The 20079-nt window shown below is 63.3% G+C and carries 20 protein-coding genes and 1 pseudogene; 14 read left to right on the top strand and 7 right to left on the bottom strand.

Going from position 1 to position 20079, the window contains the following annotated elements:
* Positions 1 to 54 precede the first annotated feature (54 nt).
* Entirely contained in the window at positions 55 to 900 is an 846-nt protein-coding gene (locus tag ACW8PS_RS06330; RefSeq protein ID WP_491526473.1) for an LOG family protein, read from the top strand.
* Here the strand turns inward: ACW8PS_RS06330 and ACW8PS_RS06335 are convergent.
* Genes ACW8PS_RS06335 through ACW8PS_RS06345 form a run of 3 tightly spaced genes read right to left on the bottom strand, consistent with a single transcriptional unit; the run spans position 897 to position 4047 of the window.
* Positions 897 to 1823 (bottom strand): esterase-like activity of phytase family protein, encoded by a 927-nt coding sequence (locus ACW8PS_RS06335; protein WP_491526474.1) that lies wholly within the window; start codon positions 1821 to 1823, stop codon positions 897 to 899. The two genes, ACW8PS_RS06330 and ACW8PS_RS06335, sit on opposite strands and share 4 nt — an antisense overlap.
* A complete protein-coding gene (gene mepA, locus ACW8PS_RS06340) occupies positions 1793 to 2707 on the bottom strand; it encodes a penicillin-insensitive murein endopeptidase (protein WP_491526475.1) in 915 nt (304 codons plus the stop codon). Before mepA ends, ACW8PS_RS06335 begins: the two co-directional genes overlap by 31 nt.
* Positions 2704 to 4047: an MFS transporter gene (locus ACW8PS_RS06345; RefSeq protein ID WP_491526476.1), complete on the bottom strand. Its 1344-nt coding sequence runs from the start codon at positions 4045 to 4047 to the stop codon at positions 2704 to 2706. Before ACW8PS_RS06345 ends, mepA begins: the two co-directional genes overlap by 4 nt.
* 168 nt (positions 4048 to 4215) lie before the next feature.
* Here ACW8PS_RS06345 and ACW8PS_RS06350 point away from each other — a divergent pair, with 168 nt between their 5' ends.
* Positions 4216 to 4503 (top strand): YggT family protein, encoded by a 288-nt coding sequence (locus ACW8PS_RS06350; RefSeq protein WP_491526477.1) that lies wholly within the window; start codon positions 4216 to 4218, stop codon positions 4501 to 4503.
* A gap of 8 nt (positions 4504 to 4511) precedes the next feature.
* On the opposite strand, the gene ACW8PS_RS06355 is transcribed toward ACW8PS_RS06350, so the two are convergent.
* A complete protein-coding gene (locus ACW8PS_RS06355) occupies positions 4512 to 4685 on the bottom strand; it encodes a hypothetical protein (RefSeq protein WP_491526478.1) in 174 nt (57 codons plus the stop codon).
* A 164-nt stretch (positions 4686 to 4849) separates the two neighbouring features.
* Here ACW8PS_RS06355 and ACW8PS_RS06360 point away from each other — a divergent pair, with 164 nt between their 5' ends.
* Entirely contained in the window at positions 4850 to 5551 is a 702-nt protein-coding gene (locus tag ACW8PS_RS06360; RefSeq protein ID WP_491526479.1) for a sulfotransferase-like domain-containing protein, read from the top strand.
* A gap of 12 nt (positions 5552 to 5563) precedes the next feature.
* On the opposite strand, the gene ACW8PS_RS06365 is transcribed toward ACW8PS_RS06360, so the two are convergent.
* The gene (locus ACW8PS_RS06365) at positions 5564 to 6790 is read right to left on the bottom strand and encodes an argininosuccinate synthase (protein ID WP_491526480.1); all 1227 of its coding nucleotides are present in this window, start codon (positions 6788 to 6790) and stop codon (positions 5564 to 5566) included.
* Between the two features lie 77 nt (positions 6791 to 6867).
* Here ACW8PS_RS06365 and ACW8PS_RS06370 point away from each other — a divergent pair, with 77 nt between their 5' ends.
* Both ACW8PS_RS06370 and ilvA read left to right on the top strand, forming a co-directional pair.
* The gene (locus tag ACW8PS_RS06370; RefSeq protein WP_491526481.1) at positions 6868 to 7608 is read left to right on the top strand and encodes a hypothetical protein; all 741 of its coding nucleotides are present in this window, start codon (positions 6868 to 6870) and stop codon (positions 7606 to 7608) included.
* Positions 7605 to 8855, top strand: a complete 1251-nt coding sequence (gene ilvA / locus ACW8PS_RS06375) for a threonine ammonia-lyase IlvA (protein WP_491526482.1) — start codon at positions 7605 to 7607, stop codon at positions 8853 to 8855. Before ACW8PS_RS06370 ends, ilvA begins: the two co-directional genes overlap by 4 nt.
* A 305-nt stretch (positions 8856 to 9160) precedes the next feature.
* Here the strand turns inward: ilvA and ACW8PS_RS06380 are convergent, their stop codons facing one another.
* Entirely contained in the window at positions 9161 to 9481 is a 321-nt protein-coding gene (locus ACW8PS_RS06380) for an Hpt domain-containing protein (RefSeq protein ID WP_491526483.1), read from the bottom strand.
* A 159-nt stretch (positions 9482 to 9640) separates the two neighbouring features.
* On the opposite strand from ACW8PS_RS06380, the gene ACW8PS_RS06385 reads away from it, so the two are divergent.
* Complete coding sequence (locus ACW8PS_RS06385; RefSeq protein ID WP_491526484.1) at positions 9641 to 10921, top strand: PP2C family protein-serine/threonine phosphatase; 1281 nt, start codon at positions 9641 to 9643, stop codon at positions 10919 to 10921.
* Here ACW8PS_RS06385 and ACW8PS_RS06390 read toward each other — a convergent pair.
* On the bottom strand, positions 10899 to 11348 hold the full coding sequence (locus ACW8PS_RS06390; protein WP_491526485.1) for an NUDIX domain-containing protein: 450 nt from the start codon (positions 11346 to 11348) through the stop codon (positions 10899 to 10901). The genes ACW8PS_RS06385 and ACW8PS_RS06390 overlap by 23 nt on opposite strands.
* Before the next feature lie 92 nt (positions 11349 to 11440).
* On the opposite strand from ACW8PS_RS06390, the gene hslO reads away from it, so the two are divergent.
* From hslO to ACW8PS_RS06430, 8 genes and pseudogenes are all read left to right on the top strand, one after another.
* On the top strand, positions 11441 to 12433 hold the full coding sequence (gene hslO / locus ACW8PS_RS06395; RefSeq protein WP_491526486.1) for an Hsp33 family molecular chaperone HslO: 993 nt from the start codon (positions 11441 to 11443) through the stop codon (positions 12431 to 12433).
* Between the two features lie 28 nt (positions 12434 to 12461).
* Positions 12462 to 13019 carry a CoA pyrophosphatase gene (locus ACW8PS_RS06400; protein ID WP_491526487.1) on the top strand — a complete coding sequence of 186 codons (558 nt, stop codon included), beginning with the start codon at positions 12462 to 12464 and terminating at the stop codon, positions 13017 to 13019.
* Positions 13016 to 14170: a CCA tRNA nucleotidyltransferase gene (locus tag ACW8PS_RS06405; protein WP_491526488.1), complete on the top strand. Its 1155-nt coding sequence runs from the start codon at positions 13016 to 13018 to the stop codon at positions 14168 to 14170. The genes ACW8PS_RS06400 and ACW8PS_RS06405 overlap by 4 nt, the downstream gene beginning before the upstream one ends.
* A gap of 32 nt (positions 14171 to 14202) precedes the next feature.
* A complete protein-coding gene (locus ACW8PS_RS06410; RefSeq protein ID WP_491526489.1) occupies positions 14203 to 14781 on the top strand; it encodes a LysE family translocator in 579 nt (192 codons plus the stop codon).
* A gap of 50 nt (positions 14782 to 14831) precedes the next feature.
* Positions 14832 to 15512: pseudogene (locus ACW8PS_RS06415) on the top strand (ABC transporter transmembrane domain-containing protein); the annotation flags it as partial.
* Positions 15513 to 15610: 98 nt separating this feature from the next.
* Positions 15611 to 17446 carry an ABC transporter ATP-binding protein gene (locus tag ACW8PS_RS06420; RefSeq protein ID WP_491526491.1) on the top strand — a complete coding sequence of 612 codons (1836 nt, stop codon included), beginning with the start codon at positions 15611 to 15613 and terminating at the stop codon, positions 17444 to 17446.
* Between the two features lie 26 nt (positions 17447 to 17472).
* Positions 17473 to 17895 carry a VOC family protein gene (locus ACW8PS_RS06425; protein ID WP_491526492.1) on the top strand — a complete coding sequence of 141 codons (423 nt, stop codon included), beginning with the start codon at positions 17473 to 17475 and terminating at the stop codon, positions 17893 to 17895.
* A 145-nt stretch (positions 17896 to 18040) separates the two neighbouring features.
* Positions 18041 to 19252, top strand: coding sequence for a class I SAM-dependent RNA methyltransferase (locus ACW8PS_RS06430; RefSeq protein ID WP_491526493.1), 1212 nt, complete (start codon positions 18041 to 18043; stop codon positions 19250 to 19252).
* Positions 19253 to 20079: the final 827 nt, after the last annotated feature.

Below are 20079 nucleotides of genomic sequence, written 5' to 3' on the forward strand. Positions count from 1 at the left end.
TGCGCGCGCGCGATAGCCTCATTGCCAGGCAGGTAAACACGAAGGACACGCGCAATGAAAGACGACCCCAGGGATGGCCCGTTCCGCAACGCCCATTGCGACATGGAATCGGCCCGCCAGGTGCCCGACACGGCCCAGACCCGCGCCACTGCCTATAAGCTGGCCTTCTCCGACAATGAGTTCATGCTGCGCGACGAACTGCGCCCGGTGCGGTTGCAGCTCGAGCTGCTGAAGCCAGAGCTGATGATGGATGAATACGGCGTCGAAAGCACCATCGTTATGTTTGGCGGCGCGCGCATCCCATCCCCCGAAAACGCCGCCAGCGCCCGCACCGAAACCCTGCGCGATCTGTCGAAATATTACGATGAGGCGCGCAAATTTGCCCGCATCATGACCGAACGCAGCCTCGATAACGGACGCCATGACAATATCATCGTCACCGGCGGCGGCCCCGGCGTGATGGAGGCCGGCAGCCGTGGCGCAAAAGATGCCGGTGGCGTGTCGATCGGGCTGAATATCGTGCTGCCGCATGAACAGGCCCCGAATGAATACGTGACGCCCGATCTGTGCTTCAACTTTCACTACTTCGCCATCCGCAAGATGCATTTCCTGATGCGCGCCCGCGCCATCACGGTGTTTCCCGGCGGCTTTGGCACGCTGGATGAAACCTTCGAGGCCCTGACCCTGATTCAGACCGGCCGCATGGAACGGGTGCCCTTTTTGCTGTTCGGCGAAGCCTTCTGGCGCAGCATCATCAACTGGGAGGCGCTGTCAGAGGCCGGCACCATTTCGGCCGAGGATCTGGATCTGTTCCGCTTTGTCGAAACCGCAGATCAGGCGGTCGCGGTGATTGACACCTGGCCCGACATCACCAAGCGGACCGATATACCGGGGCGTTAAAGCAGTTCTCGGAACAGCTGAATCATCCGACCCTGGTCAGGCAGCAAAAACTCGACCAGTTGAGTCGGCAAAAACGGGCTGAAATTATCGTCCGAAACCATGCTGGCCACGAGACGCCCCGCCGCGTTGCGCCACAGGCTCAGCCCTTCCAGATTGGAAAACTGCCCATAACGCGTGGTCAAAAGCGTGACCTCATCGGTCAGACCGGCCTCGGTGATTGTAAACCGCCGGATCCGGGCCGCGAAGCCGAACAGAAGGCTGAAATCGCGTTCCAGCAGGTAAAACCGGCCAAGATCATCGAAATCGGCCCCCACCGCCAGAAACCGGCCCATCCGCGGCACGCTCAGCGCCCTGTCCCAGCGGCCATCGGCAAAGCGATAGACCGGGAAGGAAAGCGCCCCGGCGCCCGGATCTTCCGGCACCGCATAAAGCCGACCGGCTGCGTCAATGGCCAGCGCCTCAAGCCCGGCATTGACCTGCAATGTCGCGAAATCGGGATGCGGCGGCAGCGCCTCGCCAATGCCGCCGCCCAGATAGCGCGCCACGCGGTGATCGCCCTCGAATGACAGGAACAGCGTGCCATCACCCGCCATCGCCAGGCCTTCGCTGTCGCGCGCCGCCCAGGGCCCGCGCCGCCCGTTGCGCCCCTGCAATTCCTCGGCCTGCATCAGGTCCAGGCGCGTTATCCGCCCGGTGGCATCGCGGGCGATATCGGCACGAAACACGGCCCCCCGATCCGACAGCGCCACCATGGATGCGCCGTCGGGGGCCATTTCAATCGCCGACAGCCCGCCCAACAGCGGATGCCCGGAGGCCATGTTCAGCGCCCCGATCAGGGTGGCCTCCTGTGCGGCACCCGGCGCGCTCAGCGCGATCCATGCGGCCAGCGCCGCTACTGCCCGGAGGCCAGAACGCGCGTGCATTGCTGCGGCAGATCGGCAAGGGTCAGTTCGCCGCGCGGCTGTGGCGCGGGGGCGTTCGGATCGGGCGGTGTCGGCGGCGGCGGGTTGAGGATATTGGCCTGCCATTCGCGCGCCTGCGCGCAGCCATCGCCGGGCGGCGGCGGGTCCTGATCAATACAGCCGGGCGAACCCGAGGGGCAGTTCAGCCGCACATGGAAATGCGCATCATGGCCATACCAGGGCCGGATCCGGCGCAAATAATCGCGGTTGCCGGTTTCATTGTCGCACATCCAGACCACGGCACCGGGAAACAGGAAGATCCGGGCCACGCGCGGGTCGCTGGCGGCTTCGCGCAATATGGCCCAGTTCTGTTCGGTCCAGCGATCATTGACATAGGCCCCGCCTTCGCGCCGCAAGGAGACCGCCGACAGGCTCTCACGCTCGGCCCGGCTCAGATCCAGCCGCTGCGGCGGCAGCATCCAGATATCGGCATCCATGCCGATCTGATGGCTGGCATGGCCCGAAACCGGCCCGCCGCGCGGTTGGCCGATATCACCGATATAAAGCCCCTCCCAGCCCGGTTGACTGGCGGCAAAGCGCGACAGATCCTGAAGGAAATCCACCATCGCGGGATGGGCCCAGTTGCGGTTTCTCGACAATCGCATCGCCTGCCATGTCGGGCCGGTTTCGGGCAATTGCTCGCCCCCCGCCAGACAGCCGCGCGCATAGCCGCCAATGGCGCGTGACGGGCCTTGGCTGGCATCAGTGATCCCTCCGAATAACGGCCGCGCCGGGCGGCTGTCGGCCTGGCGCACGGCAACATATCCGGCCGGAACATCACCCGCCGCCGTGCAGGCCCCCAGCATCAGAGTGGCGGCAATTTTCATCAGGCCGGCAAATTTCATTCCGCCTCTCCCGGGTTCGGATTCACCCAGAATAACAGGATCAACCCCGCTATAAAGAGCACAATCAGCGGCGCAATGCCAAGCTGCTGGCTGCCGGTGATCTGCGTCATGAGCCCGATTGACAGCGGCGCGACAAAGGATGTGGCCTTGCCCGCCAGCGCATAAAGCCCAAAGCCTTCGGTGATCCGGTCGGGTGCCACCTGACGCACCAGCATGGTGCGGCTTGCCGATTGCAGCGCCCCGCCGGCCGCCCCGATCACCACCCCCAATATGTAGAACGCGATATCGGGCAGGGCGGATTCCGGTGCCACCGGGATCCCCAACACCGATGTCCGCGACACGAAAATGATCGCCACCCCCACCAGCGTCAGAACCACCACATTGAACACGATCACCGGTTTCGGCCCGTGCAAACTGTCGGCCCGGCCGCCGATCCAGGCGAAAACCGCCCCCGACAGCACCGCCAGAATGCCGAAAATTCCCACATCGGTGACCGACCAGCCCAACACGCCCGAGGCATAGATGCCGCCAAAGACATAAATCCCGTTCAGCGCGTCGCGATACAACATCGACGATCCGAGATAGGCAAACAGGCTGCGGTTGCGCGGCAGGTGCTTCAGCGATGCCACAAGATCAGGCAAGGCCGCCCGCACCGCCCGGCCCATCGGCAGCGCCCGCGGATTGGGCGGCACCCGCACCCACAGGAAAAACGGGATCATGAACACCGCATACCAGATGGCGGCCAATGGCCCCACGGCGCGGGTGCCTTCGCGCTCTGCGGCATCCAGGCCAAACAATGGCTCCCACCCGATCAGCGTGGTGCCCGTCGCGGCATTCTCGGCCAGAAACAGCAGCATGAAAATCAGCGCCGTCAGACCACCCAGATAGCCAAACGCCCAGCCCGAGCCCGAAATCCGGCCCAGATCGCCGCGCGCCCCAAGGCTGGGCAACAGCGCATTGGTAAAGATGGTGGCAAACTCCATCCCGATCAGGCCGATGGCAAAGAACACCATCACAAGCACCAGGTTGAAATCGCCCGGTGCCGCCAGCCACAGCCCCGCAGACCCGACCACATACATGACGGAAAACAACCAGATGAACCGCATATGCACGCCCGACCGGTCGGCGATTGCACCCAAGACCGGGGCCAGGACCGCAATCAGCAACCCCGCCGCCCCGATCCCATAGCCCCAGGCCGTCTGCGCCGCCGAGCCATCGCCCAGAAGCTCGTTGATATAGGGGCCAAAGATGAAGGTCAGCAGCAGCGTGTTATAGGGCTGGCTGGCCCAGTCGAAGAAAAACCAGCCCCAGATCCGTTTGCGTATCGAAATTTCGCCCATCAGCCCCCCGGGGTTCGCATGGTCCGCATCCTTGGGCCATTGAGGAGCTTTGGCAATCGAAAAGAGAGCCGGGGCACCGGGCGGACGCAAGCCGCTCTCTTGTCATTGCCCGCGCGCCCGCTTACCTGTCTGCGCAACCCAGAGACTTATCGCAAAAAAGGCCCGCCCATGTATTCGATCTTCCAGATTCTGCTGATGCTGATCTCGGTCGCCAAATTCATCATCCTGGCCCATATCGTCATGAGCTGGCTGATCACCTTTGGCGTGCTCAACATGCGCCAGCCCATCGTGGTGCAGATCTGGTCCGGGCTGAACCGGTTGCTGGAACCGGTCTATGGCCCGATCCGCCGCGCCCTGCCCAGCATGGGCGGCATCGACCTGGCACCGCTGATCGTGATTTTGGGCGTGTTCGCGCTTGAGATCGTGCTGCGCAACAACGTGTCATTCTTCCTTTAACGCGGCGCTTATCCATGCTCCGGCGCGGGATGGGCAGCGCTGCAATGCAAGCAGCCGCCAATATCCATTGTCGCGCCGATCCAGGGCGCATTGCCGCGTTCGGAATTGACCAGTATGCCCAGCACAATGGCCATCCCCAATGCGGCGGTCTTGATCTTCTGCCTGATCTGAATTCGGGACATGACAACCTCCTGTGAGATGTCCTATCCATGCCAGCAAGGGCATTGAAACACAACGCAACAGCCCGTGACCTCACGGGCGGTTGAGGCGATGCGAGGGGGCGCGGGATGAAAGCCGACGGATTGCATGCACCGGGAATGCATGGGAAATGCACGCGGTGTGAGCCATGAAAATCGCAATGTGGAGCGGGCCGCGCAACCTGTCGACCGCGATGATGTATGCCTTTGCCGCACGCGGTGATTGCGCGGTTTGGGATGAGCCCTTCTACGCCCCCTATCTAAGGGCTACCGGCTCCGATCACCCCCTTGCCGGCCAGATCATTGCCGCCCATGAAAGCGATCCGGCCAAGGTGGCCGCGCGTTGTCTGGCTCCGGCCCCGGAGGCCAAAGAACACCATTACATGAAGCATATGCCGCATCACATGGTGCCGGGTTTTCCGCTGAGCTGGGCGGCCGATTGCGTGAATATCCACCTCATTCGCCACCCGGCCCGGGTGATCGCCTCCTACGCCGCCAAGCGCGAGAACGCGACGCTGCGCGATATCGGTTTTCCGCAGCAGATGGCGCTCTTTGAGGCCATTGGCGGCATTGTAATCGACAGCCATGATATCCGCGCCAACCCCGGGGAAATGCTGCAAAAACTCTGCACCGAAATCGGCCTGAATTTCACCCAGAACATGCTGCACTGGCCCGCCGGCGGCCATCGCGATGACGGCATCTGGGCGCAGCATTGGTATGGCGCGGTGCATCAAAGCACCGGGTTCGCAGGCCCCGAGGCCGCAGTGCCGGAATTATCCGGGCAGGCGGCCGACCTGCTGCAACAGGCGCTGCCCTATTATCAGGAATTCACCGCCCGAAAGCTCCGCTAACCGCCTGTCAGATCACCCGCCGACCCGCCGCTTGCGCGAAGCCAGCAATTTCAGACGCAGGGCGTTCAACTGAATGAACCCCGCCGCATCCTTCTGATCATAGGCCCCGGCATCATCTTCAAAGGTCACATGCGCCTCGGAATAGAGGCTGTAATCGGACCAGCGCCCGACCGTGCGCGCAAACCCCTTGTAAAGCTTCAGCCGCACGGTGCCGGTGACATAGGTCTGGCTGGCGTCAATCGCGGCCTGCAGCATCTCGCGCTCGGGGCTGAACCAGAACCCGTTATAGATTGCTTCGGCGTATTTCGGCATCAGCTCATCCTTCAGATGCATGGCACCACGATCCATGGTGATCGATTCGATGCCGCGATGCGCCTCAAGCAGCAAGGTGCCGCCGGGGGTCTCATAGATGCCGCGCGATTTCATGCCGACAAAGCGCCCCTCGACCAGATCCAGCCGCCCGATGCCATGTTTGCCGCCCAGTTCATTGAGCCGGGTCAGGATCGCGGCGGGCGACATCGCTTCGCCATTGATGCTGACAGCATCGCCCTTTTCAAACCCGATCTCGACATATTCCGGCGTATCGGGCGCATCCTCGGGGTTCACGCTGCGCTGATAGACATAATCAGGCGCGTCAATGGCGGGATCTTCCAGAACCTTGCCCTCGGATGAGGTGTGCAGCAGGTTTGCATCGACCGAAAACGGCGCTTCGCCGCGTTTGTCCTTTGCAATCGGGATCTGGTTCTTCTCGGCGAAATCAATCAGTTTGGTGCGGCTGGTCAGATCCCATTCCCGCCAGGGCGCAATCACCTTGATATCGGGGTTCAGCGCATAGGCCGCCAGTTCGAACCGGACCTGATCATTGCCCTTGCCGGTGGCGCCATGGGCCACCGCATCGGCCCCGTGCTCAGCGGCCAGTTCGACAAGGCGTTTGGAAATCAGCGGCCGCGCGATCGCGGTGCCAAGCAGATACAGCCCCTCATAAACCGCGTTGGCGCGGAACATCGGAAACACGAAATCGCGGACAAATTCCTCGCGCAGATCCTCGATATGAATATTTTCCGGCGCGATCCCCAGCAGCTCGGCCTTGGCGCGGGCCGGTTCCAACTCCTCGCCCTGCCCCAGATCGGCGGTAAAGGTGATCACCTCGCAGCCATATTCCATCTGCAACCATTTCAGGATGATCGAGGTATCGAGACCGCCGGAATAGGCAAGAACGACTTTCTTGGGCGCAGACATTTTGGACACTCCGGGAATATGAGATTGACCGCGCGGGCGATACCGGGTTTTCAGGGGGGAAGCAAGGAGGGTGCATTATGGATGACGGGTATCGGATGCTGCAACATGTGGTTCGCCAGGTATTCGGCAATCTCGGGCAGGCCGCGCGGCTGACGCTGTTGCTGACGGCCGGACCGATGCTGCTGATCCTCTATCTCTCGGCCCAGACAGTGCCGGGGCCAGGCGGCGTGCCGCAACCGGAAAACCCCGGTCTGATCCTGATGTTCCTGCTCGTCAATGTCGTCACCACGGCCTGGGCCGCGGTCGGCTGGCACCGCTATGTCCTGCGCGAGGAATATGGCACCGGGTTGGTGCCGCAATGGCGCGGGCAGAACATCAAATCCTATATCGGGCGGCTGATCGTTCTTTTCCTCGTGCTGATCGCGGTAGCGATTGTCTTTTTGATGTTCTTGCTTGCCGTAATGGCAGTTTCGCAATCGCCGACGATGGCATGGGTCGTCGCGCTGGGGGCCATGATCGGCTTTTCCTGGCTTATCGTACGCCTTGGCCTGATCCTGCCCGCCGCAGCCGTGGATCAGCGGCTGACCCTGCGCGAGAGCTGGACCGAGACCAGGCCCGTTTCGACCGATATCCTGGTGCCTGTCGTGGTTCTGGCCCTTGCAACCAGCATCATCAGCGACGCGGTTACGGCGGTCTTCGGCACGACCCTGGCAGGCCTTGTTGCATCGGCGCTGATTTATTGGATCCAGATCCTGCTGAACCTGTCCCTGATGACCACTGTCTACGGTGTGCAGATCGAAGGCCGGGCCCTGAAATGACACATGATTTCGCGGCAGATGCCCGACGCGCGACCAAGGCAATGCGGGCGCTGTTTCCGCAAACGCCGCTGTTGCGCAACGCCTTTCTCTCGGATCGTTACGGGGCCGATATCTGGCTGAAACGCGAAGACCTTTCCCCGGTGCGCTCCTACAAGATCCGGGGGGCCTTCAACGCGATCACCAAACATCTGGCGATGCATCCCGATCAGGGGCAGTTCGTCGCCGCCAGCGCCGGCAATCACGCGCAGGGGGTGGCCTTCATCTGCCGCCATCTGGGCAAGCATGGCACCATCTTCATGCCGGTCACCACACCGAAACAGAAGATTGCCAAGACCCAGGTGTTTGGCGGCGATGCGATTGATATCCGGCTGGTGGGCGATTATTTCGACGACACGCTGGCGGCGGCACAGGATTTCTGCGCCACAAGCGGCGCGCATTTCCTGTCGCCCTTCGATGATCTGGATGTGATCGAGGGCCAGGCCTCGGTCGCGGTGGAACTGATCGAACAAATGGGCGCGATCCCCGACCGGCTGGTTTTGCCGGTGGGCGGCGGCGGGCTGTCGGCAGGCATCACCGCCTATCTGGCGGCGACCGGGGGCCATACAAGGCTGAAACTGGTGGAACCGGCGGGTGCTGCCAGCCTGACCGCCGCGCTGAAGGCGGGCACCCCTGTCACCTTGCCGCAGGTCGATAATTTCGTCGATGGCGCGGCGGTGGCGCGGATCGGCGCGCATCCGTTTCAGATCCTGCGCCAGACCGATCCCGGCGATGTGCTGGTGGCCCCCGAAAACCGGATCTGCGTGACCATTTCCGAGATGCTGAATATCGAAGGCATCGTGCTGGAACCGGCCGGCGCGCTGGCGATTGATGCGCTGGCCGATCTGGGCGCGGCGCTGAAGGGTCAGCAGGTTGTCTGCGTCACCTCGGGCGGGAATTTCGATTTCGAACGCCTGCCCGAGGTCAAGGAACGCGCGATGCATTTTCAGGGGTTGAAGAAATATTTCATCCTGCGCCTGCCGCAGCGCCCCGGGGCGCTGAAGGATTTTCTGGCCCTGCTTGGCCCCGATCAGGATATTGCCCGCTTTGAATATCTCAAGAAATCGGCGCGCAATTTCGGATCTGTCCTGATCGGTATCGAAACCGGCGCGCCGGAAAGCTTTGATCTTCTGTTTGCGCAGATGGAACAGGGCGGCTTTGCCTATCGCGACATCACCGAGGATGAGGTGCTGGCCGAATTCATGATCTAGGGTCAGGACCCATTAACCCTGCATCACTGGCGCGTTCGTCGGGAAATTGATCCCCCGGATCAATTTCTTATCCTCCTTACTTGCCGAAATATCAGCGGTTTGGCGCGCGCCGTCAATGGTGGCTCCATTTGCAAGCGCGCCGAGACGCTGAGATGAAGGCAAATCAGCGTCCCTTGGATTTGACGGATTTTCCCACTGACAGCGTTACAGGGCTTTGAAAATCAACCAGATTTACATGCGCGCCTCACGCCTTGTCAGAGAAAAAATCTGTCAGACCAGTGATGCAGGATCAATGGGTCCTGACCCTAGGCCGCCATTGCGGGCAGTTCATCACCCGCCGCCATGACCGAGGCCCGAAACAACGCAACCAGCGCCTCCATGTCGATCACCTCACCTCCCTGACAGCGTTTTTCGGCGTCGCTGCAGGCAGACGCGAACCCGATAAAACCCAGATTGGACGCGCTGCCGCGCAGCCCGTGAAACGCCGCCGGAACAATGGCGGCAGGATCGGCACAAAGCGCGGTCAGAATCTCGGTCATCTCTTCGAGAAAAATTTCCGCAACCTCGCCAAAATCTTCCTCGCCGATTTCCTCTTTCAACTCGGTCAAACGGGCCCGGTCAATCATGCCACCCTCCAAAAGCCGCGCCCCCACGCCCGCAATACCTAGGCCCGCAGCCTTAACAGAGGCTTGCAATCACGGCTCCGAATAGCTTGGATTTTATCCTTCACCCGGCCTTAACCCCTGATCTGGCAAGCAAGGGGAAACCAGGGCAAGGGGCGCGCAGTGCCGGATGACGCAATTGAGATCACACGCCATCACGGGGTCGATTTGGCCGCCGGCCCGGCGCATGTGCTGGTGCTCGATGACAGCCGCGCGCAGCGCCGGTTGCTGGCCGCGCTGCTGAAAAAATGGGGCCACCCGGTCACGGTCTGCGAAACGCCCGCCGATGCGCTGGCCGCACTGGCCGATCAATCCATCTCGATCGTGCTGACCGATTGGATGATGCCCGATATGACCGGCCCGGAATTTTGCCGCGCCTTTCGCCGGATCAGCCGCGAAAGCTATGCCTATGTCATCTTGCTGACCTCCAAGACCGAAAAATCCGAAATTGCCCATGGTCTGGATGCGGGGGCCGATGATTTCGTCTCGAAACCGGTCGATCCGAATGAATTGCGGGCGCGGATCCGGGCCGGAATGCGAATCATCGACATGCAGCGCGAACTGGTCTGGCAGAACCAGCGGGTGCGCTCCACCCTGGCTGAAATTCGCGGGCTTTACGATGCGCTTGACCGCGATCTGCAGGATGCCAAGGATTTGCAGGATTCGCTGCTGCGCGAAACCTTCCGGAAATTCGATACCGGCCAGATCGCGCTTACCTTGCGCTCCAGCGGCCATGTCGGCGGCGATCTGGTCGGGTTCTTTCCAATCGATGATGACCGGATCGGGGTGTTTTCGCTCGATGTGTCCGGCCATGGCGTGACCTCTGCCCTGCTGGCGGCGCGGATGGCCGCACTTCTGGGCACCGCCGCCCCGGAACAGAATGTGGCGATGACCCAGCTCAAGGGCGGGCAATGGGATCTGCTGGCCCCCGACAGGGTCGCCGCCAAGCTGAACCGCATGATGTTCAAGGAAATTGGCACCGATCTGTATTTCACCCTGGCGCTGGCCGATCTCAACCTGCGCAGCGGCGCGGTGACCATGGTCCAGGCCGGGCACCCGCACCCGGCGGTTCTGCATCCCGGCGGCGCGGTCACCTGGCAGGGCGCGGGTGGCATGCCCATCGGCCTGTTGGAGGATGCGGTGTTTGACAGTTTCACATTCACCCTGGCCCCCGGTGACCGGCTGGTGATGTATTCCGACGGTGTCACCGAATGTCAGGGCATCGGCACCGGTGAACTGGGCGAAGACGGGCTCGCATCCCTGCTGCGCCAGACCGCCGATGACCATGGCGATACCCTTTTGAACACCCTCGTCACCGCGCTACAGGATTTTTCCGGGCGCAGCGAGTTTGACGATGACGTCTCGCTGGTCGCCTTCGATTTCACAGGCCCAATGCGCGCCTGATCCGGGCCACGAAAAACCGGTCGCCCTCCACACCCAGATGTTCCTCGGCCTCGGCCCAGGGCAGAAATACCGGGATATGCCCGGGCTCGGACGGGGCCGCAATGCGCGGGCCAAGCCGGGCCGCATAGACATGGCATTGTTTCTGCGCCCAGATCTCGTAATCCGGCATATAGGTAAAGCGGTGAAACATGCCCAAGCGGCGCGGCCCGCTGATCCGGTATCCGGTTTCCTCCAGCACCTCACGATGCAACGCGCGCACGGCGCTTTCGCCGGGGTCGACACCGCCGCCCGGCAATTGCAGTTCCGGCACCGGGCGGTCCTGAAACGTGGCCAATATGCCATCGCCCGCAATCACGATCGCATAGGCCCCCATGCGCGGCTGATAGCGGCGGGCGGGGTCGGGTTTCGGTCCAAATCGGCGGTTCATGGCGGGCCCCATGTGGCGGCAATGGGTTGGCAAGGCGCTTGCCCCGCATATATGGGCGCGGTATGCCAGCCCGCGCCGCGGAAGGAAAGCCAATGACCCTCAGCACCAAAATCGCCTGGGATGACACCGTCCTGCCCTTCCAGCTTGACCGCTCTGATATCCGCGGCCGGGTGGCACGGCTGGATGGCACCATCGACCGAATTCTGGATCAGCATGATTACCCGCGCGGGGTTGAGGGCATGGTGGCCGAAATGGCGCTGCTGACGGCGCTGATCGGCCAGACCATCAAACTGCGCTGGAAGCTCAGCCTGCAAGTGCGCGGCAACGGGCCGTTGCGCATTCTGGCCACCGATATCCGGGCCCCGGAAACCCCCGGTGCCAAGGCGCAGATCCGGGCCTATGCCAGCTTTGACCCTGAAACCTATGACGACACCAAAGACCCGTTTTCGCAAATCGGAAAGGGCTATTTCGCGATCCTGATCGATCAGGGCCATGGAAGCGAACCCTATCAGGGCATCACCCCCATCGCCGGCGGGTCGCTGAAAGCCTGCGCCGAGGCCTATTTTGCCCAATCCGAACAATTGCCCACCCGTTTCGCGCTATCCTTCGGCCACAGCCGGGAGCCCGGCGGCGTGACCGGGTGGCGCGCCGGCGGCGTGATGCTGCAACATATGCCCAAAGCCAGCCCGCATGTGACCGGCGAAGGCGGCTCGGGCGAGGGCGGGCTGCTGACGGCAACCGATATTCTGGATGAGGATCAGACTGAGAACTGGACCCGCGCCAATGTGCTGCTCGATACCGTCGAAGACCTTGAGTTGATCGGCCCAAGCATCGCCCCCACCGACCTGCTGCTGCGCCTGTTTCACGAGGAATCTCCGCGCGTCTATGACGCCCTGCCGGTGGCGTTTGGCTGCTCCTGCTCGCCTGATCGGGTGCGCCAGACGATGTCGATCTATTCCGCCAAGGATATCGCCCATATGACAAATGATGACGGCAAACTCACCGCCGATTGCCAGTTCTGCGGGGCGCATTACATCTTTGATCCGGCCACACTCGGGTTCGAGGCCCAGAAGCAAGCTGACTGATCTTGCGCACATAAAACGGGCGCTGGCGGTGCCGGCTGCGGCCTCGTCCGATTATGACCTCAATCCGGGCTTGGTGCTGGCCGCAGGTCGCAAGCTGAAACCGGCGGCGGTGCTGATGGCAATCATCGGCTCCGGGCCGGGCGCGCAGGTGATCCTGACCGAACGCGCCTCGACGCTGAAACATCATCCCGGCCAGATCGCCTTGCCCGGCGGCAAACTCGATGCCAGTGACGCCGATGCCGCCGCCGCCGCCCTGCGCGAAAGCCACGAGGAGATCGGGCTGCGGCCCGACACTGTCGAGATCCTCGGCTGCCTGGCCCCGCATGAAACCGTGACCGGCTACTCTGTCAGCCCCTTTGTGGGGGCCATTCGCGGGCCGTTCACGCCGGTGGCCGAGATTGGCGAAGTGGCCGAGGTGTTTTCGGTGCCGCTGGCATTCCTGATGGATCCGGCCAATTACCGCATTGAACGGCGCCGCTGGCAGGGCACGTGGCGCGCCTTCTACGTGGTCCCTTACGGCCCCTATTACATCTGGGGCGCGACGGCGCGGATGCTCAAGGGCCTGGCCGATCGGGTGGCGCCATGATCGTGCAGGCAGACTGGCTGACCCGCCCCGCCACCCAGGCCCTATGTGCGGCGCTTGAGGCCGGTGGGTTCCATGCCCTTTTTGTCGGCGGCTGCGTGCGCGACGCGATCATCGGCCGCGCCGTCACCGATATCGACATTGCCACCGATGCGCATCCCGAACAGGTGATGCAGATCGCCGGTGCCGCAGGCATGAAACCGGTCCCCACCGGCATCGACCATGGCACCATCACCGTGGTGGCAGACGGGATCGCGCATGAGGTCACCACCTTTCGCCGCGACGTGCAGACCGATGGCCGCCGCGCCGTGGTGGCGTTTTCCGCCCGCATCGAGGAAGACGCCCTGCGCCGCGATTTCACCATCAACGCGCTCTATGCCGATGCCCGTGGCGCGGTGCGCGATCCGCTCGGGACCGGCCTTGCCGATCTGAAGGCGCGCCGGGTGCGTTTCATCGGCGACCCGCATGACCGGATCACCGAAGATACCCTGCGCATCCTGCGATTCTTCCGCTTTCACGCCCATTACGCCGATCCGGCAGGCGGGCTGGATGCTGACGGCCTGGCCGCCTGTGCCGAAATGGCAGACGGTCTCGCGCAGCTGTCGCGCGAACGGGTCGGGGCCGAGATGGTCAAGCTGCTCAGCGCCCCCGACCCCGGCCCGGCCATGGCCGCAATGGCGCAGGCGGGCGTGCTGGCGCGGGTGTTGCCGGGGGGTGATGCCAGCGCGCTGCCGGCTTTGATCCATCACGAGGCGGCGGCAGGCCTGGCCCCCGATCCGGTCCGACGGCTGGCGCTTATTGGCGGTCAGGATGTGGCGGGCGCGCTCCGGCTCAGCAAACGCCAGGCCAGCGGCATTGCCCTGCGGCGCAGACATATCGGTGATGCCACCGGGCCGGGGGCGCTTGGCTATTTGCTGGGCGAAGCGGCCGGGCGCGATGTGTTGCTGCTGCGCGCGGCGCTGTTTGAAACCAGCGTGAAAGACACCGATCTGGCCGCAATCACCCGTGGCGCGCAACAGATCTTCCCGCTGCGCGCCGCCGATCTGCAATCGCGCGGCCTGTCCGGCCCCGATATCGGCATCGCTTTGCGCGCGGCGGAAACCCGCTGGATCGCCTCCGATTTTTCCCTGACCAAGGCCGATCTGCTGGCTTGACAGCGCCACCCCCGCGCCCTCCTGTCGCGGCCATGGATCCGCTCTATCCCTTTGTCTTTTTCGGGCTTTTCTCGCCCGGCCCCAATGTCATCCTGCTGACCTCCTCGGGGGCGCGGTTCGGCTTTCGTGCCACCTTGCCGCATGTCGCGGGCGTGGTTCTGGGCGTCGGCATCACCGCGGGGCTGACCGGGCTTGGCATCGGCGCAGTGCTGGCCACCATCCCGGCCCTTGGCCTGGTGCTCAAGATCATCGCCGCCGGCTGGATCATGTTCATGGCCGTCCAGTTGCTGCGCTCCCGGGCGCTGTCGGCCCAAAAACCCGGCCAACGCCCCTTTACCTTCGTTGAGGCAGCGCTGTTTCAATGGGTCAATCCCAAGGTCTGGGCGGTGGCGATCTCCGCCGCTGCGGGCTATGGTTCGGGGCTGGGTGCATGGGTCGATGCCGGGCGGCTGGCGACGGCCTTTTCCGGTCTCAATCTCTTTGTCTGCCTGTTCTGGAGCTTTGCCGGAACGCTGCTGGCGCTGCTGCTGACCACACCCGGGGCCTGGGCGATATTCCGCACCGGGATGGCCGCCGCTCTGGCCGCCTCTGCCGTCATGGTCTTCCTCTGACAACAGCGCTATATCTGGGTGCCCGAACCCCGAACCCCCGGTCTGCCCGCATGTTTCGCTTTTTCGAAAACATGGTCGACCCTTTCACCGATTACCCGGAGGAAGATCGCCCGCCGCAACGCATCTGGCCCTTTCTCTGGGCCTATTCGCAACCGTTCAAGCGGGTCTTTCTGATCACCGCGATGATGTCGGTCGTGGTCGCCGCGATGGAGATCTGGCTGATTGCCTATATGGGGCGGCTGGTCGATATCCTGAGCCGCCTCAGCCCCAATGAGGTGGCCGCCGATTACGGTTGGGAACTGCTCGGCGTGGCGCTTTTCATCCTGCTCATTCGCCCGGTCATCCAGGGGCTGGACACGGCGCTGCTGAACAATGCCATCATCGTCAATTTCGGCACGCTCATTCGCTGGCGGGCACATCGCCATGTGCTGCGCCAATCGGTGGGCTGGTTTGAAAATGACTTTGCCGGGCGGCTGGCCAACCGGATCATGCAAACCCCGCCCGCCGCCGGTGATGCGGTGTTCCAGGTGTTTGATGCCATCACCTTCTCGCTGGCCTATATGGTCGGGGCGGCGGTGCTGCTGCTCAATGCCGATGCCCGGCTGGTGATCCCGCTGCTGATCTGGCTGGCGCTCTATGCGCTGCTGGTGCGCCGGATAATGGCCCGCGTCGGGCCGGCCTCCAAGGCCAGTTCGGATGCAAGGTCACAGGTCACGGGCCGGGTGGTCGACCGGCCCGACGCAAAAACGCTGGTGCTGGACAAGGGCGGGCTCTATGCCGGGTTCTGGGCCGGGCAATCGGGCGGCTTCATCGGCACCGAGGCCGCCGAATGAGGCGCCTGGCCAACCTGATCGACCCGTTCCGCCCGGCGCAAGGCCCGCCGCCCGACCGGCTGGGGCCGTTTTTCTACTGGTGCCTGCAAGGGGCCTGGCCGGTGCTGATCCTGGCGGCGCTGATCTCGGCCTTTGCGGGCATTTCCGAAGTCATGTCGGCGCTGTTTCTGGGTCTCATCATCGACGCCGTCGCCACCGGGCAGCCGGATAATCTGTTTCAGACCGAATGGCCCCTGTTGCTTGCCGCGCTGGCGTTTTTCCTGCTGCTGCGCCCGCTGGCCTTCGCGGCCTCCTCGGCTGCGACCGCGCTGGTGGTGCAGCCAAATGTCAATGTGCTGGTTCTGGCGCGGCTCAACCGGCACACGCTTGGCCAGGCCGTCACCTTCTTTGACAATGATTTTGCCGGCCGGATCGCGCAGAAACAGATGCAGACCTCGGGCGCGGTCACCAATGTGGTGGTCGAGCTGGTCAATGTCGTGGCCTTCGCGCTGGCCTCGCTATTGGGCTCGATGCTGCTGCTGATCTCGATTGATGGGCGCATGGCGCTGGCGCTGCTGGTCTGGCTGATTGCCTATTTCGCGCTGATCCGCTGGTTCATGCCACGGGTGCGCAAACTGTCCAAAGACCGCGCCGGCAGCCGGGCGGCGGTCTCGGGGCAGGTGGTCGATACCATCACCAATATCAAGACCGTCAAACTGTTCGCGCATCATGATTTCGAGGATCGCTCGGCGCTGGATGCCATGGCGCGGTTCCGCCACAAGGCGATTGATTTCGGTGCCATTTCGGCCCTGTTTCGCCTGTCGCTGATGACCGTCGCAGGCGCGCTGCCGGTGATCCTGATCGGCGGCACGCTCTGGCTCTGGACCCAAGGCCTGGCCACAACCGGTCAGATCGCCACCACCGGTGCCATCGCCATTCGCATCGCCCAGATGACCGGCTGGGTCAGTTTCGTGCTGATGACGATCTATTCCCATATCGGCGAGATCGAGGATGGCATGGCCACGCTGTCGCCCGCCCATACCCTGACCGACCATGCCACCGCGCTGGATCTTGACCGCGCCCGGGGCCGCATCCGGTTCGATAACGTCACCTTCGCCTATGGTCGCAAAACCGGCGGCGTGATCGGGCTCAGCCTCGATGTGCCGCCGGGCCAGAAACTTGGCGTGGTGGGGGCGTCGGGGGCCGGCAAATCCACCCTCGTGGCGCTGCTCCTGCGCCTCTATGACGCCGAAAGCGGCCGCGTCTTGCTGGATGAAAGCGATGTGCGCGACTTGACCCAGGCAAGCCTGCGCCGCCAGATCGCCATGGTCACCCAGGAAACGGCGATGTTCAACCGCTCCGCCCGCGACAATATCCTCTATGGCCGCCCCGGCGCCTCCGAGGATGACATGATCGCCGCCGCCCGCCGGGCCGAGGCGCATGAGTTCATTCCCGATCTTCAGGACCATACCGGCCGCAAAGGCTATGACGCGCATCTGGGCGAACGCGGCGTGAAATTGTCGGGCGGGCAACGCCAACGCATCGCGCTGGCCCGCGCGTTCCTGAAAGATGCCCCGGTGCTGGTGCTGGATGAGGCGACAAGCGCGCTGGACAGCGAAGTCGAGGCCGCCATTCAGGGCACGCTGGCGCAGGTGATGCAGGGCAAGACCGTGATCGCCATCGCGCACCGCCTGTCGACCATCGCGGCGATGGACCGGATCGTGGTGATGGATGCCGGCCGCATTGTCGAGGATGGAACCCATGATGCCCTGCTGGCCAAGGGCGGGCTTTATGCGCGCTACTGGAACCGGCAATCGGGCGGTTTCATCGGCATTCAGGACGCCGCCGAATAAGGCCGCGACATGGAAAGGGGAACAAAATGGATCTTGAAACCGTATCAGCCGAAGATTTCGGCCGCAGCCTGACCGGCATTGGCGTCAACCTGCTCAGCCCCGATGTCAGCGCATTGGTGGATTTCCTGACAGACGTGTTTGGCCTCACCGCGCATCGCGTTTCCGCCGATTTCGCGATCATCCGGCACCACGACATGATGATGCAGATCCATGCCGATGCCACCTATGGCACCCATCCGCTGCTGTCGCTGCTCCCCGAGATGCCCCCGCGCGGCGGCGGAGTGCAGCTCTACCTCTTCGGCATTGACCCCGATGCCGCCACCCTCCGGGCCGAGGCGCTAGGCCATATCGTGCTGGAACCGGCCGGGTGCAAACCGCACGGGCTGCGCGAAGCCACCATCCTCAGCCCCGAGGGCTACGCCTTCAGCCCCGCCATCGCGTCGCCCTGAGCCGGTTTTCGCCCCGGCGCGTTTGCAGCCAAGGCAGGTCTCGAAATACCCGAGACAGGATGCATCGCCTGGCGCGCTGAAATCCCGGGTTTCAGGCAGCGTTAAGTGATTCATGTTTTTCCGAAACTGCTATAAGGCTGCGGATATGAGCGAACACATCATCATCCGGCTCGGCCACAAGGGCGACGGCCTCACCGCCGATGGCACCCTCGTGCCCCTCACCCTGCCCGGCGAGGTGATCACGGGCGAGATCACCCAGGGCCGCATCACTGATCCAAAGATCATCACGCCCTCGCCCGATCGCGTGCGCGCGCCTTGCGCCCATTTCCGCAGTTGCGGCGGCTGTTCGCTGCAACATGGCTCGGATGAGTTTCTGGCGGCCTGGAAGGTGCAGGTGATCGAGACCGCGCTTTCCGCGCAGGGGCTGACCACCACATACCGCCCGATCCATGTCTCACCGCCCCATGCCCGCCGCCGCGCCACGCTGGCCGGAAGGCGCACCAAAAAGGGCGCGCTGGTGGGGTTTCACGCGCGCCGCTCCGACACCATCGTGCCAATCACCGAATGCCCTGTCCTGCATCCCGATCTGCTGGCGCTGACCCCGGTGCTGGCCGAGATCACCCGGCTCGGCGGATCGCGCAGCGCCACGCTGGCCTTCGCCCTGACCCGCTCGGCCAATGGCACCGATTGCACGGTCACCGGGGGCAAACCGCTCGACTCCGCCCTGCGCCTGGCGCTGCCGAAATTCCTGCCCCATTTCGCGCGGCTGAGCTGGGGCGATGAAACTGTGTTCACCACCAACCCCCCGGCGCAGCGCTTCGGCGGCGTGGCCGTCACCCCACCGCCCGGTGCCTTTCTGCAAGCCACGCCCGATGGCGAAGCAACCCTGGTCGCCGCCGTGACCGAGGCCGTCGGCCCGGCCCGCAAGATCGCCGATCTCTTTGCCGGCTGCGGCACTTTCACCCTGCCGCTGGCGCAAACGGCCGCGCTGCATGCGGTCGAAGCCGCACCCGACATGACCGCGGCCCTCGATCACGCCATTCGCCACGCCAATGGCCTCAAACCCGTCACCACCGAAACCCGCGATCTCTTTCGCCGCCCCCTGCATCCGGATGAGCTGGCCCGCTACGATGCCATCATCCTCGATCCACCCCGCGCCGGGGCCGAGGCCCAGATCACCCAGATCGCCACCGCCCGGGTGCCATCCATCGCCTATGTCTCCTGCAATCCGGTCAGTTTCGCCCGCGACGCAAAATCACTGCTGATGGCGGGCTACCGGCTGAACTGGGTGCAACCGGTCGATCAGTTCCGCTGGAGCGCCCATATCGAACTTGCCGCAAGCTTCACCCTGGGCTGACCACCAGCCTTCTTTGCACCTGAAAATATCCGGGCGCGCTGCCGCAGGTAGTCAGTGCTGTTACTATGTTTAAACCCGGCGGATAGAAATCTGCTGGAAAGTCAGGTGCTTGATGGGATCTCAGGTTGGGTCTGAAAGGTTATGCAGAAGGCGGCACTCTCTGACCCGGCTGATTCCGCGCGTTTCGGAACCGCCGCTCAACGGATGCGTGGCGGGCGTGATGCAAGCGGTTGGTTTCGTTAAGATTGCAATAGCAAGAAGTTCGGCCCGCATCCTGGCATGGCAAGCTTCACGTAGATCAATCTGATCCGACCGATGTGGCATGAATATACCAATACCGCCTACCGGGGCGAGGCCGAGCTGAACAAATGGCTGGAACAGTCATGGTGTGCCTCCATTTGCACGGAAACACCCGGCACTGCCGTCGGAATTTGAGTATTTGGACAAAGAAGAAGCACAATTTGTTCTATAGCGCGTCGCGCCTGATCGGATTCGAGCATTCATCACCCGGACCGAGGCAGCGTTCGCGAAATCGAATGCGTTCGGGTCGGCCGGTGAATTCGATTTGGCGCGACGCGCTCTAAACTGTCAGCTCCCTTTCATCTTGGTGAGAAATACCTCGGGGGGTTTGGGGGGCTGGCCCCCCAACCGGTCGGCGCGCGTCAGCGCGGCGAAACCCTCTCAGGCCCCGGCCAGCTTGCTCAGGGTCGCAACCCCCAACACATCCAGCACCTTGGCCTCGATATGCTCGGCATTCATCGCGGCCACGCCATACATATCCGCCGGGCTGGCCTGATCAATGAACACATCCGGCAGCACCATCGACC

This window comes from Alterinioella sp. (assembly GCF_058343375.1).

What these genes read in the sequence shown, in the direction of transcription:
- ACW8PS_RS06405 (WP_491526488.1), top strand. Translation starts at nt 13,016, where the DNA reads ATGATCGTGCAGGCAGACTGGCTGACCCGCCCCGCCACCCAGGCCCTA.
- ACW8PS_RS06425 (WP_491526492.1), top strand. Translation starts at nt 17,473, where the DNA reads ATGGATCTTGAAACCGTATCAGCCGAAGATTTCGGCCGCAGCCTGACC.
- ACW8PS_RS06370 (WP_491526481.1), top strand. Translation starts at nt 6,868, where the DNA reads ATGGATGACGGGTATCGGATGCTGCAACATGTGGTTCGCCAGGTATTC.
- ACW8PS_RS06390 (WP_491526485.1), bottom strand. Translation starts at nt 11,348, where the DNA reads ATGAACCGCCGATTTGGACCGAAACCCGACCCCGCCCGCCGCTATCAG.
- ACW8PS_RS06365 (WP_491526480.1), bottom strand. Translation starts at nt 6,790, where the DNA reads ATGTCTGCGCCCAAGAAAGTCGTTCTTGCCTATTCCGGCGGTCTCGAT.
- ACW8PS_RS06335 (WP_491526474.1), bottom strand. Translation starts at nt 1,823, where the DNA reads ATGCACGCGCGTTCTGGCCTCCGGGCAGTAGCGGCGCTGGCCGCATGG.
- ACW8PS_RS06380 (WP_491526483.1), bottom strand. Translation starts at nt 9,481, where the DNA reads ATGATTGACCGGGCCCGTTTGACCGAGTTGAAAGAGGAAATCGGCGAG.
- mepA (WP_491526475.1), bottom strand. Translation starts at nt 2,707, where the DNA reads ATGAAATTTGCCGGCCTGATGAAAATTGCCGCCACTCTGATGCTGGGG.
- ACW8PS_RS06410 (WP_491526489.1), top strand. Translation starts at nt 14,203, where the DNA reads ATGGATCCGCTCTATCCCTTTGTCTTTTTCGGGCTTTTCTCGCCCGGC.
- ACW8PS_RS06330 (WP_491526473.1), top strand. Translation starts at nt 55, where the DNA reads ATGAAAGACGACCCCAGGGATGGCCCGTTCCGCAACGCCCATTGCGAC.
- ilvA (WP_491526482.1), top strand. Translation starts at nt 7,605, where the DNA reads ATGACACATGATTTCGCGGCAGATGCCCGACGCGCGACCAAGGCAATG.
- ACW8PS_RS06355 (WP_491526478.1), bottom strand. Translation starts at nt 4,685, where the DNA reads ATGTCCCGAATTCAGATCAGGCAGAAGATCAAGACCGCCGCATTGGGG.
- ACW8PS_RS06360 (WP_491526479.1), top strand. Translation starts at nt 4,850, where the DNA reads ATGAAAATCGCAATGTGGAGCGGGCCGCGCAACCTGTCGACCGCGATG.
- hslO (WP_491526486.1), top strand. Translation starts at nt 11,441, where the DNA reads ATGACCCTCAGCACCAAAATCGCCTGGGATGACACCGTCCTGCCCTTC.
- ACW8PS_RS06430 (WP_491526493.1), top strand. Translation starts at nt 18,041, where the DNA reads ATGAGCGAACACATCATCATCCGGCTCGGCCACAAGGGCGACGGCCTC.
- ACW8PS_RS06420 (WP_491526491.1), top strand. Translation starts at nt 15,611, where the DNA reads ATGAGGCGCCTGGCCAACCTGATCGACCCGTTCCGCCCGGCGCAAGGC.
- ACW8PS_RS06345 (WP_491526476.1), bottom strand. Translation starts at nt 4,047, where the DNA reads ATGGGCGAAATTTCGATACGCAAACGGATCTGGGGCTGGTTTTTCTTC.
- ACW8PS_RS06350 (WP_491526477.1), top strand. Translation starts at nt 4,216, where the DNA reads ATGTATTCGATCTTCCAGATTCTGCTGATGCTGATCTCGGTCGCCAAA.